Here is a 15,410-nt window from a genome sequence, read left to right as displayed (position 1 = left end):
ATGAAAACGGCAATCTGCGTTTAAGCCGGAGCGCAGATTGCCATAGTGTTTAAGCACTGAAGTTAACTCTGGCGGTCAACTTGGCTGGTGAAATGGAGAAAACCTCTAAGATCTGCTGCCAGTCTAAGTTGATACTCGCTGTCGGCAAGCTACCGGTCTTTTTGGCATATGCCGCAAGCAGCGCAGTAAGCAGGCCATTGCGTGGAGTCTGCTCGAAGTCTTTAGTACATAACTGAGACAGCGTTGAGAGGATTGCTTCCTCAATATCGCCATTGAATTTGTATAGTAAGGCGTCATATACCCAGTCTATCTTTTTTAGTAAAGTTGGCCGAGACGTGTTGATGATCCCACTAAGTTCGCTATCTGTCAGCTTTAAGCTGTAGCGGATTATATTCTTATCCATGAAATTATTATTGTTTTTTGCATATATGTGAAAACGTTATCATATCAAAACTCTAAGTTACATCCTTGTATTACTGTATTATTTTTATGCTGGCTCACATTTATTGCACTAACATGGAGCATTTCTTGGGTTTATCTCACATTTCTATGGCTTTTCTATTTCTATGTGTGCACATTATGGTCGTTTTGCACCTATTGTGCGGTGAAAATCCTGTGAAAACCTTCAACACTTTTCATGCTTTATTGTCATATCTATGAATCAATTTGACTCAAATTTAGCTTTATGTGTTGTATGTGAAATAATTGAATGGCACGAGAGTGATGGCGAAGAATAGAGAGGGTAACGGCCAATGAGTGTTGAGATGGTTTGGAAGCAGTATAGGCAAAGTTTGAGAGGGTTCTTAAGCAAAAAAATCGCTAATCAGGAGGATGTGGATGATTTGCTGCAAGAGATTTTGCTCAAGACCCATCTTAACTTCCCATCGCTGCAAGACAGTAAAAAGCTTAAGTCTTGGTTATTCCAAATTGCCAACCACACCATTATCGACTTTTACCGTAAACGTGCTCGTGAGAAAGACATGAGCGTCGGAGAGTTATGGCATGAAACACCCACTGAATCTGAGATAAACGAACTGGCCGCGTGTATTGAGCCTTTTATTGACCAATTGGATCAGGACCAAGCACAGTTACTCAAGGCAGTCGAGATCCAGGGTATCTCACAAAAAGTCTATGCTGAACAACATGGTATTAAGTACTCCACCCTAAAGTCGCGAGTACAAAAAAGCCGCCAAAACCTACTCGCCATCTTCAATCAATGCTGTGAATTCTCCCTTGATCACCAAGGCAACATCATCGACTACCAACGAAAACCAGGGGCGAGTTGCGGGGACGGGCGTTGCCCTTCGGGGAGCGAGTAATGCGCGAGATCGCTTTGACTTTATCGAACAACAGTTTGGCAACGTAGTAGACGTAAAGTAATCTCAATATTTAATGCTTTCCTAATGACTCAAAGCGAACGATGTTCTCCTCGCTCCCCGTAGCGAAGCGTCCCCGAACCTCGCTCCTTGAGCCTGTAAGGCGAGTGAAAAAAGCCAGCCCCAAAAGGACTGGCAAAGATTGCCTTTTACGGCACCTTGGAGAGTTGCTCTCTAACGCTGGAACGTATTGATCAACTGGTAATCCGGACCGGCCGTTTCAGCAGTAACAAGTTTCAGGCTGGTCACATCTGCGCCCACGCCTTGATAGGATTTGAAGCCCGCCTGTTTTTGGTTCTTAGGTAGGACAGCAGTGAATTCACCCAACTGCTTCGCTTCAGTTACTGTACCAACGTAAGTTTCGTTGTTATAAGTCGCATCAACCAGTGGGTGTTCCTCGGTTGCGCGCACGCTGACAAACTCAGGGTTTCGCGAGTTATCGATTACGTTCGAGTCAAACTTGATGTTGGCGCCAGTAAAGGTGTTTTCGACCACATCGTTGTTAAACAGGCTGACACGGTGAGTTTGGTTGCCGTAGACAAAGCCCCACTCAGTATCTACCAGCGTGTTGTTTTTCACGGTGATGTTCTTTGGTGTCCACTGCTTGTTGAGCTCTTTGCCTTTAACTTCTTGGTCTAGGATCTCGTTGTTGACCACGTCGATGATACCGGTGTTGATCACCACGCCACCGCGTAAGTCAGCATTACCTTCAATTAAGCCATCACGGCCGCGCGTACCCGAGATGTAGTTGTTGTTGATCACATGATCTTCATCGTAGACACGAATACCACCGGTTAGGCGCTTCTCATTACCCAGGATAACGTTGCTATCTACTACGTTAGCCTTACCGTGACGCAGCGAGATCAGTGAGGCACTCTCAAAAATGGTGTTGCCACCAATCACGTTTTCGCCAGATTTGATTGAGATAAGCTCGCGCTCACCATCCATGTTGATCATAAGGTTATCGACGAACTGCGACTTTGAAGGCCATTGAGAAGACTTAGAATCACCGATACGGATCGCTTCCCAGCTGTTGCCGTTATAACGAATCGCTTCTTTGATCGCGAGCTCATCAAATTGGTTTTGCTGCTGATCAAGGAAGATGTTGTGGGCAATATAGTGGTTATCTGGCGTCTCGTCTTTTTGTACCCCAATCAAGGTGCCGCGCTTTTGCTTACCTTCAAATTGGTTGTTTACCACTTTGCCATCTTTACCCCATAGTGATACCCATAGGTATTTCGGGTACTCAGAGCGACGCTCGTCAGGCTCGTAGGCGTAGTCGTGGTTGAAGTAGTAGAAGGTTGAGTTTTGCAGTGTGTTGCGATTGCCCATCATGCGGATACCGCCAAAGCGCTCTGCAGGACCACCCTCGGTAAATACCAGACCATCCAGAGTAATGTCATCACCATTGAGCACGAACTGCACCAGACCGGTCAGCCAGGTCACACCCGGCTGCTCTGCCTCGATAGTGATGTTGTTTGCATTAATGGTCACGACGCCTAGGTGGGCAAATTTACCGGCTGGAATCGTGATGGTTGTGCCATCTTGTGCGTTTTCGATTTGTGTTTTTAGCGCAGCAACGGCAGCTTCAGCGTGAGTGTCGAGCTTGTTGCCATCAACGGTGCTCAAGCGGTCAGTAGCAAGCAGCTGGTCGCGAGTGATCTCAGATACAGCGATGTGTGAAGCGATTGATGGGCTAGTCGTGTCAGCAAAAACTTGAGCGCTAAGGCCAAGGGTGGCAACCGACGCGGTAATCAATCCAGCAAGCAGGGTCTTTTTCATAATATGTTCTCTCTTTAAATTGGAACAATTGATTTTTTGGGGTTAAAAAAGGCGGCCTAATCGCGGCCGCCTTGAGAGTATTGAGTGTGATTAGTTTTGCTCTGCAGTTTGTGTCGCTGCGTCTTCGACAGAGTCGTCAACGGCTTTCACAAGTAGGAGACCGACGCCCATAACAATCGCACCACACAGTACGAAGATGAAGCGGCCCCACAGTGGGTTAGGCAGTAGGAACATTGCCATAACACCCACACCTGCTACTGCGATAAGTGAGCCAAGCATGCGACGCTGTTTGTTGTCCAGTTTCTTCTGTTCAGTTGACTCAGCAACCAGTGGTGTTGCCAGGTTCTCGAAGAACTTATCAACGTTCTTCTGACGCTCTTCAGAAAGAGGCTTGTAGAACAGAGTGGTTAGGCAGAAGAAGCCAGCAGTGAACACTAGGTGAGCAATTAGACCAAGTGCCACTTTCACATCAGACCATTCACGGCCAGTTAGAGGCTCTAGGCCGAACCAAGCTTCAACCATTTCTGCGGTAATAACGAAACCAACCACGTAAGAAACGATACCACCCATCACTAGCGTACCCCAACCAGCCCAGTCTGGCGTCTTCTTAATAAAGAAGCCACAGAATGCAGGGATAGTCATTGGGAAGCCGATTAGGGCGCCCACGTACATCATAGTGTCGAATAGGCTCAGGCCTTTCAGTGAGTTGATGAACAGTGCAACCAAGATGATAGAGATACCGAAGAAGGTTGAAGTGATCTTAGAGACCACCACTAGCTCTTTCTCTGTTGCAGTGTGCTTACGTACCACTGGTTCGTAGAAGTTCTTAACAAAGATACCTGAGTTACGGTTTAGACCAGAGTCCATCGAAGACATGGTTGCTGCAAACATTGCTGCAATCAGTAGACCGACCATACCTGCTGGCATGTACTCTTGTACGAAGTATAGGTAGGCAAAGTCACCTGCTTTTGAGCCCGCATCTGGGTATTGTAGTGCTAGATCAACACCTTGACCTGCGATGAACCATGAAGGCATGAACCAGATCAGTGGACCCATGGTCATTAGGATACAAGCCAGTAGAGCGGCTTTCTTCGCGTTCTTAGAGTCTTTCGCCGCTAGGTAACGGTATGAGTTAAGCATGTTGTTGGTGATGCTGAACTGCTTGAAGAAGATAAAGAATGCCCAGATACCAAAGATGCTTAGGTAGTTAAGGTCGTTACCTGATACGAAGTTTGCGCCTTCGTCAGTTGGGAAGTTAGCAATGATTTCGCCAACGCCGCCACCTTGAATGATCGCAACAACCGCACAAGTCACAGTAACCGCCATGATGATAACCATCTGCATAAAGTCAGATGCGATTACCGCCCATGAACCACCCGTTACAGACATAACCAGTACAACCAAACCGGTTAGGATGATGGTCATGGTCATGTCGAAGCCGAAGATGCCTGATGCAATGATCGCTAGACCATTTAGCCAGATACCCGCGTTGATTACGCTGTTTGGCATGCCTGACCAAGTAAATACTTGCTCGTTGGTGTTACCAAAACGCATGCGGATCGCTTCAATTACCGTAACAACGCGAAGCTGACGGAACTTTGGAGCGAAGTATAGATAGTTCATCAGGTAACCAAACGCGTTTGCTAGGAAGATCATCGCAACCGCGAAACCGTCCGTATACGCTTTACCTGCTGCACCGGTAAATGTCCAAGCTGAGAACTGCGTCATAAACGCGGTTGCACCAACCATCCACCACAGCATGCTACCGCCCCCACGGAAGTAGTCACTGGTAGTGCTTGTAAATGTTCGGAACATCCAACCTATTGCAATTAGAAATAGGAAGTAGATGCCAACAATGAGAGTATTGAGATCCATCTGTTAAACCTTCTGTTATTAGTAATGGCTTGATACTAATACTAACTTTGGCCAGATAAATTTGTACTACAATATTTCAAGAGCGTGACAAAATCCTCACTTGTGATGAGTTAATTAGTCATACAAGTGATCTAGATCTTACTTCCCGTGCCATTTAGCCAAATAGAGCTCAACCCTTTATGGAATAAAGGATATGACGAAGATCAAACAAATCAGAATGTTGGATTAGGTATGATTAATAACCGCTTGGGGAAAATCTGCACTACAAGTGTGTCGGTATAAAATAGTACAAGTGTGATGTTGGTATTATTTGCACTCGAGGTGCAAAATAGGCGTGCTAGAAAGTAAAGAATAATAAACTAAAAATCTTAGCTTCTTACACACGTTTGAATGTTGGCTGTTAGATATATTCAGAACAAGCTTGTAGATGCAAAGTAATGAAAAACGTGAGTTACGATAGTCACGGAGGTTTGGCAAAAATGAGACCTCATCACAAGCACCTATCACACCTAGCCGGCCACACCTAGCCGGCCACACCTAGTCGGCCACACCTAGTCGGCCACATCTAGTCGGCCACATCTAGTCGGCCACACCCAGCCGGTCGCCACTCGTAGCAAAGCGATCTCGCCTCTCGCCTCTTTCCCGAGGGAAAAAAAAAGCGCTCACACGGCCTGTATCGTGTGAGCGCAGCAGGTATGGGTAGCTAGATTTTGGGGGAAAAATCAGCCAAATTTATTATTGTTATCGAAACCTTAATAAGGGCTTCAATCAGAACACGGTAAACGCACTTACTCCGACAGAGTGACTTGTACCGCTGTTAGTTCATCGTTAACCCGCTGACTTTTGCAGCAACAGCATCGGTTGGGTACCAACACTTAAGTTATTAATCCGAGGAAATTAGCCATGCTCGAATCTAGACAAACCCATGCTCTGATCGAACTTAGTGGAGACTGTGTGGTTTGATCTAACCAACAGTTGATACTCTCTCCACTATGAACATGCTTAATTAAGTTGCCTTTTGCGTTGCAACTCAACACCGCCTGTTCATTCACGACCAAACATTCTAGGTCGGTTATGATGTTCTCATCACTCCACGATAACCCTGTGAAGTAACCTGAATAAAAGAGGCAAGGGAACGACAGCACCACTCACCCCGTAACAGTTGTTATACATAATAAAGTATGACAAATAAAAGTGAAGTAAAAATTGCATTTTTTTTTGAATTAATCAAAAAAATGTTTGAAGTAGGTCATTTGATTAATGTTAATTATCCTTTATAAACAATGGTTTGACGTGATTTGGGTAGGCTTGTCATTTCTGTAAACTTTTTTTGATGCAACGATTTGATGTCAGAAGTGAGGGGGAAAAATGTACGAATATTAGATTTTGTACGACTAATAGTAAGCTCTGCAACAAATGTTGTGCTAGAGTTCACATGGTTATAGGTTCACGCGCTTCCACCTTCGGTTGACTGCTAAGACACCGGTGTTATAGCCGAGCAACAACAACTTGATCCTACGCGGTTACCTAACCTCGAGGGCTGATATTTTTCGTTGATAGATTTAACGGCTGCTTAGTATGAGTAGGCAGGTTTGTCATTATATATTGCTTAACAGCCGATGAACTTATCAAATTAATTTTATAATTTTCAACTATATTTAAATTTGGTGGTTAATTGGCAGGGCTTTAAAAACTAAGCGATTAAATGTAATTGTATAAATTTGTTCACTTTTGTGTGAAACATCATCCATATCCTGACAGAATTTCGAGCAACTTCACGGTAATCATTTCTGACTAATTTATCATCTTGTATGACATTTTAAGCTGCATAGACGTTCTCTTGCCCGAAAATGATATAGGGTGGAAATGAGTTGTGCAGAAGGAACAATTAAAGATGGAGTACCATTGGAAGATGGACATACTTAAGTTAGGTTTTAAAGCCAAACTGATCACGGCAGTACTGATTACTACCGCCACGTCGCTGATCGCAACCAGTTATCTCTCTTATTCCCAGCTAAATCAGCAGGTCAATCAGCGTATCCTTGAAGATCTCAACCATTCGATTGGCTCCGAAGTGGATGCGCTTGAGAGTGTTGCACAACGGACAATTCAAACAGTAACGGCCCTAGCGGTAGAGTACCAAGCCAATGAAGTGGAGGGGACGATTGCTCATGAAAGGCTAATGCATCTGGCTGTGGAGTTAGGTGGTATTGATAAAGTGCTGGTTGGTTTTGATGATGGCACCTCTTTTACCTCACGTGAGTCGGACTCCTTCCCTGCTGGCGTCGGGATCCCGAGCCTTTACAATCCGACCGAGCGTCCCTGGTACATTCAAGCGAAACGGACCTCTGGACTGTCTTTAAGCGACGTGTTCTTTACCAAGCATGACCAAATACCAATGATTGGTGTCGCTTACAACATAGGTAACGGTGTGCTACTTGGCGATCTACGCTTTGATGACATGCATGAACAATTGTTGGGGTTGGAAGCCAGCAGCAATGCTAAGGCATTTATCATTGATGAAAACGGCTTGGTGGTTGCATCGACGTTGCCTTCTCTCGCCACACAGAGCAATATTAGTCAGTTCCCTTATCAGGCCAATGTGCGACAAGCTATCGCGAACCCAAATCACTTTCAGCATCTGAGAGTAGAGGGCGTCAACTCACTGATGCTGCTCTCTCCATTGAGTCTGGGCGAGCAGAAAACTTGGCAACTTGGGGTGGTTGTTGATGAATCTGTGGCATTAGCAGAGCTCAACCGCGCCAATCAGCAATCTTTACTGACCATTGTGATTGGCATCTTAGCAACTTGTGTTGCGGTACTCGTCATTCTGCACAAGCTCTATGAGCCAATAGTTAACCTTAATCGCCTGATCAAGGGCTTGTCACAAGGTAATGGTGATTTAACCCAGCGCCTTGAGACAAAAGGACAGGGAGAGCTGACGGAAATTGCCGCTGGCGTGAACTCCTTTATCTCTGGTCTGCAATCGATGTTGACCGAGGTGCGCTCCTCAACCGACAGTTTGAACCACAAAACCCAATCGATTGAGCAAATCTGTCAGGCGACCCATGACAAATTGGGCACGCATGTGGGCGAGACCACCCAGATTGTGACCGCAATTGATGAGTTATCGCAAACGGCAAAAGTGGTCGAAAATCATTCTGGCGCGGCGGCTGAAGCGGCGAACAATGCCACTCAATTGAGCGATCAAACTAAAGAGATCAACTCTTTGACTCAGCAACATGTGGCTGAGTTGGATAAACGCATCACCAGCACGGTGACAGACATTAATGAAATGGCCGAAGAGACACATAGTATTCAGTCTATTGTTAGCGTGATCGGCAGTATAGCAGAGCAAACCAATCTGCTGGCGCTAAATGCCTCGATTGAAGCCGCACGTGCGGGTGAGCATGGTCGTGGGTTTGCCGTTGTAGCTGATGAGGTGCGTGCACTCGCCAATCGCACTCAAGTTAGCACTCAAGAGATAGAGACGGCATTGACTAAGCTACTGGATAAATCGGGCGGCTTAGTAAGCTCAATCGAGGGCACCAAACACCATTGTGAAGACACTAAGCAAGAGGTGAACAAAGCGGTCAAGATGCTTGAGACACTAGATGAGCAAATTGAGGTGATTTGTGGCTACAATAGCGAGATCTCAAACTCAACCAGCGAGCAAACCACAGTGATCGAAGCGATCAACGTGAATATTCACAAGATCAATGACCTAGTGACGGATCTCAATGCCATGAGTCGCGATCAGGTTGAAGAGTCTGAGGCGATCCTGCGCGAAAACAACGGGGTCAGTCGTTTGGTAGGTCAATTTAAATTATAGATTCGAGAAGCGAGAGGCGAGGCGGCCTCTTGCACTTGTTCCGTGTAGAAGGGGCGAGGCTCGGGGACGGGCGGAGCCCTTCGAGGTGCGAGGGGCTTTGTGCATGTAAGATGAACCTGATGTCCAAGATGTCTCCACAATGGAACGGGTAAATGTGCACAAGAAACGAGTAGCGTGTGACGAACCACTCGCTACTCGAAACGAAGTGTCCCCGCACCTCGAGCCTGTTTTATTTATGTGTGATGGTGAGTCCGGCGAAGCTGACGTCGAAGGTTTTTCCGGCGTGAGCGGGATCAGGGCGAAACTGTGGGTAGATGCCGGCTTTGAAATAGTAGGCAACATCGGTACCTGCCCATTCTTGGGCTAGGGTGACAGTACCGTTGTTGGTGTCAGAGTAGGGGGCACCCCATTGTAAAAAGTGTTGGACCTTATTACTGCCATCTGGATATTGGGTTTCAAGGTTGATGCCTTGCTCATCGACGTGGATAAGGTATTGCCAATCGCTTCCCGCTGGGTAGTAGCCCATATTAACGCTAAATGACCAGTTTTCGCATTCTGGATACTTGGGGGTGCCTGCCTCACAGGATTGGTTGTCATGGTAAAAGTCTTTGTTCAGTATCACTCGCACAGGCTTGTGATCGCCTTCCCATAAGACCTTAACTAACGCCTGCTTGATCTTCCATCCGTGCACTTGTCCGACGATCACTTTGGGGTCTTGTCCCGCTATTGAAGGGTACTTTTCCACTCTGAGTGTTGCTTCTAGTTGATGGCTGTCGGTATTGGTGGCGGTGTCTTGAATAAACCAGCTGGTTGCGGCTGTGCTGGTGCTGCAGCTTGCCAGTTTTTGCGCGTTAAACAACTCACGCAGTTCAGAGCGGATGTAACTAGAATTCGCGGTTGTGGTGCCAAAGCCCATATTGGCGCGAAAATGCATCCGTTCGCTCTGCACATCAAAAAAAGAAATCGAGTGTGGCTGGTGGAAGATGACCGAGTCATTGTCGAGCACATCTTTGCTGGAAGCACAGTGAAAAGGCTCAAGCTCAGCCGCACTGGTTCCGCCACTGCCGTACCAATCGTCTTTGCTGGCAGGGATGGTGATTTTCCATTGAGAGATATCCCAAGAGTAATCGCCAGGGTCGATGGAGGGTGGGGGGGCGGTATTGTCCTCGCTACAGCCGGTCAGCAGCATCCCAAGGCTTAAAGCGAGTGTTGAACGGGTAATTATCGGCATAAAAAAACCTAAAAAAGAAGGATAAGGCCACTTAAGTCACTAAGTTACCTTATCCTTTGGCTGGACTAATCTGAAAAGAAAGGGCCTAAGGCTCTTTCTGACTCTCTTTTATAGAAAGACGTTGTCGTTTAGTGCATCGTTCGCGACTGAGCCTTCTGTGGCAAATATTGCGGTTACACGTTCTTGGCTGCTCCCTGAGCTAAGATCAGCACTGAAATCTGTGGTGTAATTTTCGAATGTGTTATTGAAGATAGTTACATTACACTCTTCAGTAGTGATGATGGCACTTGCTGAGTTACCAAGCTTGATGGCTGCCGTTTCTTTGTCACCGCTGCCAATGGAGAACGTATTGTTCTCTATTACGATATCCATTTTATTTGTGTCTTTATGACAAGGCACATACACCGCGTTGTTCTGTATCGATGCCTGAAGGTTTTCAAAGCTACTGTTATAAAGTTCAAAGTATCCACCCGAGTACACTAGGCTGGCTTTATTTTGTAGATCACCTTCGCCATAACCCGAGCCATCAAACTTCAGGTCGCTTAGCACAACTGGATTATCTTCTTCACCGATTGGCATGATGGTTACCGCGCCCGAGCGCCCTTGGCTAGTCTCTTCGCTATCACACTGACCAATCTTAGACACTGCGAAACTTAGCTGCTTGATTTCGGCGCCAGGAGCACTGACATTAATACATGCATCGCCGGTGATAGTGGCAACATTCTCACCATCCAATGTTATAGCTTTTTTAAGCTCGATAATTCCTGAGGAATAGTTGCCATCTTTCTCTAGATAAAGAATATCGCCATCATTGGCTTCATTAATGCGATCATTGAGTTCCGCGACGGTTTCACCAGCAACTTCCTCTTCGATGATATCCTTGTTACCGCCAGAGTTGCAGCCAGTTAGCAGGGCAGCAGAGGCTGCTGCAGAGATTAAAATAGATAGTGTTTTTAGCTTCATGCTCTTCTCTCAGTTGTTATTTTGATCGAGGCTCTTCATGAGCCTCACTATTTTGGGGTTAAACGAATTAGTTGCTGATGCGGTAAGACGCACCGGTATCGTTCATGCCTAATACCGTCAGGTTGCGTGCACCACCGTCAAAGTTGTTTGGCTCTAAAAGACCATTCTCCGCCAACTTAAAGCTTGGCTTGATCTCAGTGATGCCGTCTTTTGGTAACTCGGTGCCAGAGACTGCGCCAGCAAAGATATTGTTGCTAAAGCTTGGATTAACTAGTGGCGCAACCTCGTCATTGGCAATCAAGGCTTTGGTACGGGGTGCGTTAGCGTAAGACAGATTGTCGCTAAAGCTGATGTTGGTACCGGCAAAGATGGTTTCGATGCGACTGTTGTCGAATAGGCTTACGCGGTGCATCTTGTCTGAGAACAGGAAGTTCTGACGGGAATCGATGATTGAGTTGCCCTCAATTTTCACATTAAACGGCGTCGCTTGTTTGCTCAGCTCTTTGCCTTTGACGTCGTTATCAAGCTTCTCACCCATAAGCACATCGGTAATTCCGGTGTTGATCGCGATACCACCACGCACATCACCTGTGCCCATCACACGCTCGATGTAATTGTTGCGGATCACATGGCCCTCGTCGTAGAGCCGAATACCGCCACTGCGATCCTTGTCGTTACCTAGGATAACGTTGTCTTCGACGGTATTATTGACGCCATGACGCAGCGAAATCATCGATGCGCTGTCAATGATGGTGTTGCCACGGACTGTATTGCCGCCGGATTTGATTGATACCAGTTCGGTTTCGCCATCCATTTGCAGGAACAGGTTACCCTCGATGGTTGTCTCGGATGGGAAAACAGAACTTCTGGAGTCACCGACGCGGATCGCCTCCCACGAGTTCGAGTTGTAGCGAATCGCCTCTTCAATCGCGAACTCGTTAAATTGGTTATGCTGCTGGTTGTAGAACAGGTTGCCTTTGATCACGTGGTTGTCCGGGGTTTCATCACCACGGGCTTTTTGTACCCCGATCAGTGTCCCGCGCTTGTGCTTGCCCTCAAAGGTATTATCAATCAACTGGTTGTTTTTACCGTACAGCGCAATCCAAAGGTATCGTGGGTACTCTGAGCGGCGGTCATCGGGTTGATAGTCAAAACCGTGGATGAAGTAGTGGAACGTCGAGTTGACCAGCTTGTTGTTGTCACCACGGAAGATCACACCGCCCATTCGCTCAGCGGGGCCACCCTCAGTAAACACGATGCCATCGAGGGTGATGCCATTGCCTTCAAGGCGCACTTGCACTGAACCAGTTAACCATACGGTACCCGGTTGCTCAGCGCGGATATGGACATCGTTGGCGTTGAGTTCAAAACGCCCCATGTCGGCATACTTACCTGGCGGGATCACTAATTCCTGACCATCTTTGAGTGCCAGCAGGTTTTTCTTAAGGTCCGCGGCATCACCAGCTGGAATGTCCTCGGAGGCAATCACGGGTTTGTCCCAATCGGCAAGATACGTTGCAGTGTCCAAACCACGATCTTGGATCTGTGCAGGGTTGATGTTCTCTGCCTGAGCGAAACCGGTGAAAGCAACAGTGGATATCACGGCTGCTAAGATAGACTTTTTCATTAGATACTCCTCATTTGTCTTATCTTATTTTTATATGATTCGTTAAGTGATTCCGTGATCCTGACCAAAAAACCTTTCTAGCGGAGTTTTATGTGCTTTTAGGTTTTTGCCCTATGAGTGCTTATATTGTCAGTTAATTGGTTAATTTTCAGTTCTTTAGAGTTTTGTTGGTGGGGAGGGTAGCATTAGAATGTACATTGCATTTTCGTGATGGCATTCAAATTGAGCAATGTTCAAACACTCAAGATAAATCGAACATAGCGTGATCTAAGCCACGTCATGCAACCAAGGCGGGTTTGTTAGTGGTTTGATATGCCCCTACTTTCACTTGCTTTGAACCAAGTTGGCGGTTTTAAACTCAATAAATTAAAACGTAGGTTCAAATTTTAACTTGTAATACTAAAGTGATGTAAAAGCTGCGAGGTGTCGGTCACAAATGGCGTGTTACATGAAAGTGATATAGGAAACGATTGCCTCAAATGTAAAGCCAATAAAAACAATAGTATAGAGTGATATAGTGTGGTTTTTATTAGGTTTTTTTAGGGTTGGTTTAGATTTTGAAGTGATGGTGGTCACAGATTTTGGGGAACTCGAGCAGGTAATATATTTGTCATACCTTATTACATCGGAAACAAAACAAAGGTTTGATTATGAACAAACTATCTAAAGTATCTGTTGCAGTGGCAACCCTACTTACTGCTACTGCAGTATCTGCAGCTTCTTTTGACGTACGTCACGAGTATAAGCACGACTCTAAAGAGCATGCGACTCGCGTTAAGCTAGCAGACAGCATCGGTAACTTCCTTGTAGATATCGAAGCGAAGCTTAAAGATAGAAAAGATGGTGATTTCCTACAAAATCTAGAGAACAACGGTTGGGAACTAGGTCTGAACTACCGCCACGTTATCAACGACAACTGGACAATGACTTACGGTATGCCTATCGAAGGTCGCGACAGCGGCGTTACTTACAAGCCACAAGTTCGTGCAACTTACTCGCTAGACAGCGTTGAAGGTCTAAGCCTAAGTGCTCGTTACCGTTACGACATGCGTCAGAACAGCAGCTACAACACTCTAAATGAAAACAATGAAGTGGTTGAAGTAAACCCAGACAACCAACGTCGTCACCGTATCACAGGTAACGTAAACTACGCGTACGACGACCTACGCTTTGGCTTCGAAGCGAACTGGTACAAAGCAGATGGTTACGACATCTTCGATGGCGGCGACACTAACTACGAGCTAAACGCGACAGCACGTAAGATCATGGGCCAATGGGCACCATACGTAGAGTTCGGTGATGTGAACGTAGACAGCCAAACTGACAAGCGTGAGCTACGTAGCCGTGTAGGTCTAACTTACAGCTTCTAAGCAATGGCTTAACAGTAAATCAATGGACTAATCTTGTTTGGTTCATCCTACCAGTCAGCCTAGCTGGCTGGTAGTTTCTTATCTTACCCTGCGAGGAGGGAGATCTGCTGAGACATTTAGTTTGCAGCAGAAAGACAAAGCGCCCCAATCTTAGCTCAACTCTTGTCGTTGAACACCAATAGACTGAAGCGCGAGGTCTAAACGAGTTTACGTAGGCTTAACGGAAACGGTAATCCGCACCTAGGCGCCAAAGGAACTCGTCATTCCATTTACCACCACCCGTTTCGTGCACGTTACGCGTTGCCTGTTTACGCACACCGGCACGCAGACGCCATTCGTTGTCAAAACGTTTTTGGATTTCGAATGTGTTACGGACACGGTTAAAACCACCTTCGCCACGCAGCGTGTAGCGAGGTTGGTTAATATAGGTCACCGTTACATCGCCATCTAGTTTGTAGTGAAATTCGTTAGCAAGCAGCATTTGCATGCGAGACTTACCATTCTCCCATGCTTTTGAACCATCACGAGCATCGTGGTTGATATCAGTAAACTCAGGAACAACAATCCACTGTAGGTTGCCATAGCGAACGCGGTTACGTAGACGCACCTCACCACGGAAGTCGTTATCACGCTCGTCGGCATCGGCAAAGTAATCTGCACGGATACGAACATCGCGTAGTAACCACTCTGGCAAACCCAGCTTACCAACTGTAGTCTCTAGACGAACACGTCGGTCATCTAGCTTTTCATCCATCATATCAGACTCACGATATTTAAGGTCCATTGTAAGGTGGTCATTGATTTTATAACCAATGTAACCTTCAACTCGGAAGCGATCTGGATTATCGTCTTTTTCGATACCGAAGCGAACGTCGCCTACATAAGCATCGAAACCGGCTTCGATGGTGTCATCATAGACTTGACCGAAGTAAAAGTTACCACCGCTGCTCGCGAATGCTGTTGGGGCTGCCACTGCTGCAGCGATAATAAGTGCCATTTTTTTCATTGTGATTCTCACTAATTTTATGTTGTAGGTCGTAGATGGTCACTTGGATGATTTTATTGTCGTGATCAGTGTGGTGCTCAAAGATGCACCGACATCGATTAAGAGCTAATCAATTTTGCAACCATAAATTTTTAGATCTAGTGTTTGATAGCTTGGCGGTTTGCCATCACGATCAAACTTGACTGATAGGTTGTTGCTGGCGTCGTCACTCTCATACAGCAAGTACCTAACATATTGATTAGCCAGTTGTTGCCGAGTAATGACGCAAATCTAGTGCGAAGGGATAAGATGATCTTATTCATTTAAAGTTCCTTGAGCACAAGCTCATTAAATAAATACAATTTATGA

At 46.1% G+C, this 15,410-nt stretch carries 11 protein-coding genes; 3 read left to right on the top strand and 8 right to left on the bottom strand.

Features of this window, described 5'->3' with window-relative positions; genetic code table 11:
• Nucleotides 1-49: 49 nt before the first annotated feature.
• Nucleotides 50-403, bottom strand: a complete 354-nt coding sequence (locus ACSTTG_RS10350; RefSeq protein ID WP_438458469.1) for a hypothetical protein — start codon at nucleotides 401-403, stop codon at nucleotides 50-52.
• A gap of 349 nt (nucleotides 404-752) precedes the next feature.
• On the opposite strand from ACSTTG_RS10350, the gene sigZ reads away from it, so the two are divergent.
• Nucleotides 753-1,319 carry an RNA polymerase sigma factor SigZ gene (sigZ, locus tag ACSTTG_RS10345; protein ID WP_438474741.1) on the top strand — a complete coding sequence of 189 codons (567 nt, stop codon included), beginning with the start codon at nucleotides 753-755 and terminating at the stop codon, nucleotides 1,317-1,319.
• A gap of 231 nt (nucleotides 1,320-1,550) precedes the next feature.
• On the opposite strand, the gene ACSTTG_RS10340 is transcribed toward sigZ, so the two are convergent.
• Nucleotides 1,551-3,158, bottom strand: a complete 1,608-nt coding sequence (locus ACSTTG_RS10340) for a polysaccharide lyase 6 family protein (RefSeq protein ID WP_438474740.1) — start codon at nucleotides 3,156-3,158, stop codon at nucleotides 1,551-1,553.
• Between the two features lie 90 nt (nucleotides 3,159-3,248).
• Nucleotides 3,249-5,033, bottom strand: coding sequence for a sodium:solute symporter family protein (locus ACSTTG_RS10335; protein ID WP_438458471.1), 1,785 nt, complete (start codon nucleotides 5,031-5,033; stop codon nucleotides 3,249-3,251).
• 1,894 nt (nucleotides 5,034-6,927) lie between these two features.
• Here ACSTTG_RS10335 and ACSTTG_RS10330 point away from each other — a divergent pair.
• The gene (locus tag ACSTTG_RS10330; protein WP_438458472.1) at nucleotides 6,928-8,865 is read left to right on the top strand and encodes a methyl-accepting chemotaxis protein; all 1,938 of its coding nucleotides are present in this window, start codon (nucleotides 6,928-6,930) and stop codon (nucleotides 8,863-8,865) included.
• A gap of 229 nt (nucleotides 8,866-9,094) precedes the next feature.
• Here ACSTTG_RS10330 and ACSTTG_RS10325 read toward each other — a convergent pair whose 3' ends face one another.
• From ACSTTG_RS10325 to ACSTTG_RS10315, 3 genes are all read right to left on the bottom strand, one after another.
• The gene (locus ACSTTG_RS10325) at nucleotides 9,095-10,096 is read right to left on the bottom strand and encodes a polysaccharide lyase family 7 protein (RefSeq protein ID WP_438474739.1); all 1,002 of its coding nucleotides are present in this window, start codon (nucleotides 10,094-10,096) and stop codon (nucleotides 9,095-9,097) included.
• Between the two features lie 108 nt (nucleotides 10,097-10,204).
• Nucleotides 10,205-11,059, bottom strand: a complete 855-nt coding sequence (locus ACSTTG_RS10320; RefSeq protein WP_438474738.1) for a right-handed parallel beta-helix repeat-containing protein — start codon at nucleotides 11,057-11,059, stop codon at nucleotides 10,205-10,207.
• 67 nt (nucleotides 11,060-11,126) lie between these two features.
• Nucleotides 11,127-12,686, bottom strand: coding sequence for a polysaccharide lyase 6 family protein (locus tag ACSTTG_RS10315; RefSeq protein WP_438474737.1), 1,560 nt, complete (start codon nucleotides 12,684-12,686; stop codon nucleotides 11,127-11,129).
• A gap of 650 nt (nucleotides 12,687-13,336) precedes the next feature.
• Between ACSTTG_RS10315 and ACSTTG_RS10310 the strand changes: the two genes are divergently transcribed.
• Nucleotides 13,337-14,056: an oligogalacturonate-specific porin KdgM family protein gene (locus ACSTTG_RS10310; protein WP_438474736.1), complete on the top strand. Its 720-nt coding sequence runs from the start codon at nucleotides 13,337-13,339 to the stop codon at nucleotides 14,054-14,056.
• 217 nt (nucleotides 14,057-14,273) lie between these two features.
• Here the strand turns inward: ACSTTG_RS10310 and ACSTTG_RS10305 are convergent, their stop codons facing one another.
• The gene (locus tag ACSTTG_RS10305; RefSeq protein ID WP_438474735.1) at nucleotides 14,274-15,062 is read right to left on the bottom strand and encodes a hypothetical protein; all 789 of its coding nucleotides are present in this window, start codon (nucleotides 15,060-15,062) and stop codon (nucleotides 14,274-14,276) included.
• Between the two features lie 137 nt (nucleotides 15,063-15,199).
• A complete protein-coding gene (locus tag ACSTTG_RS10300) occupies nucleotides 15,200-15,364 on the bottom strand; it encodes a hypothetical protein (RefSeq protein WP_438458478.1) in 165 nt (54 codons plus the stop codon).
• Nucleotides 15,365-15,410 lie beyond the last annotated feature (46 nt).

This window comes from Vibrio glycogenivorans (genome assembly GCF_051660965.1).
GTDB lineage: Bacteria > Pseudomonadota > Gammaproteobacteria > Enterobacterales > Vibrionaceae > Vibrio.
Note: the sequence above shows the minus strand (reverse complement) of the source record. Positions and strands in the feature narration are given on the sequence as shown.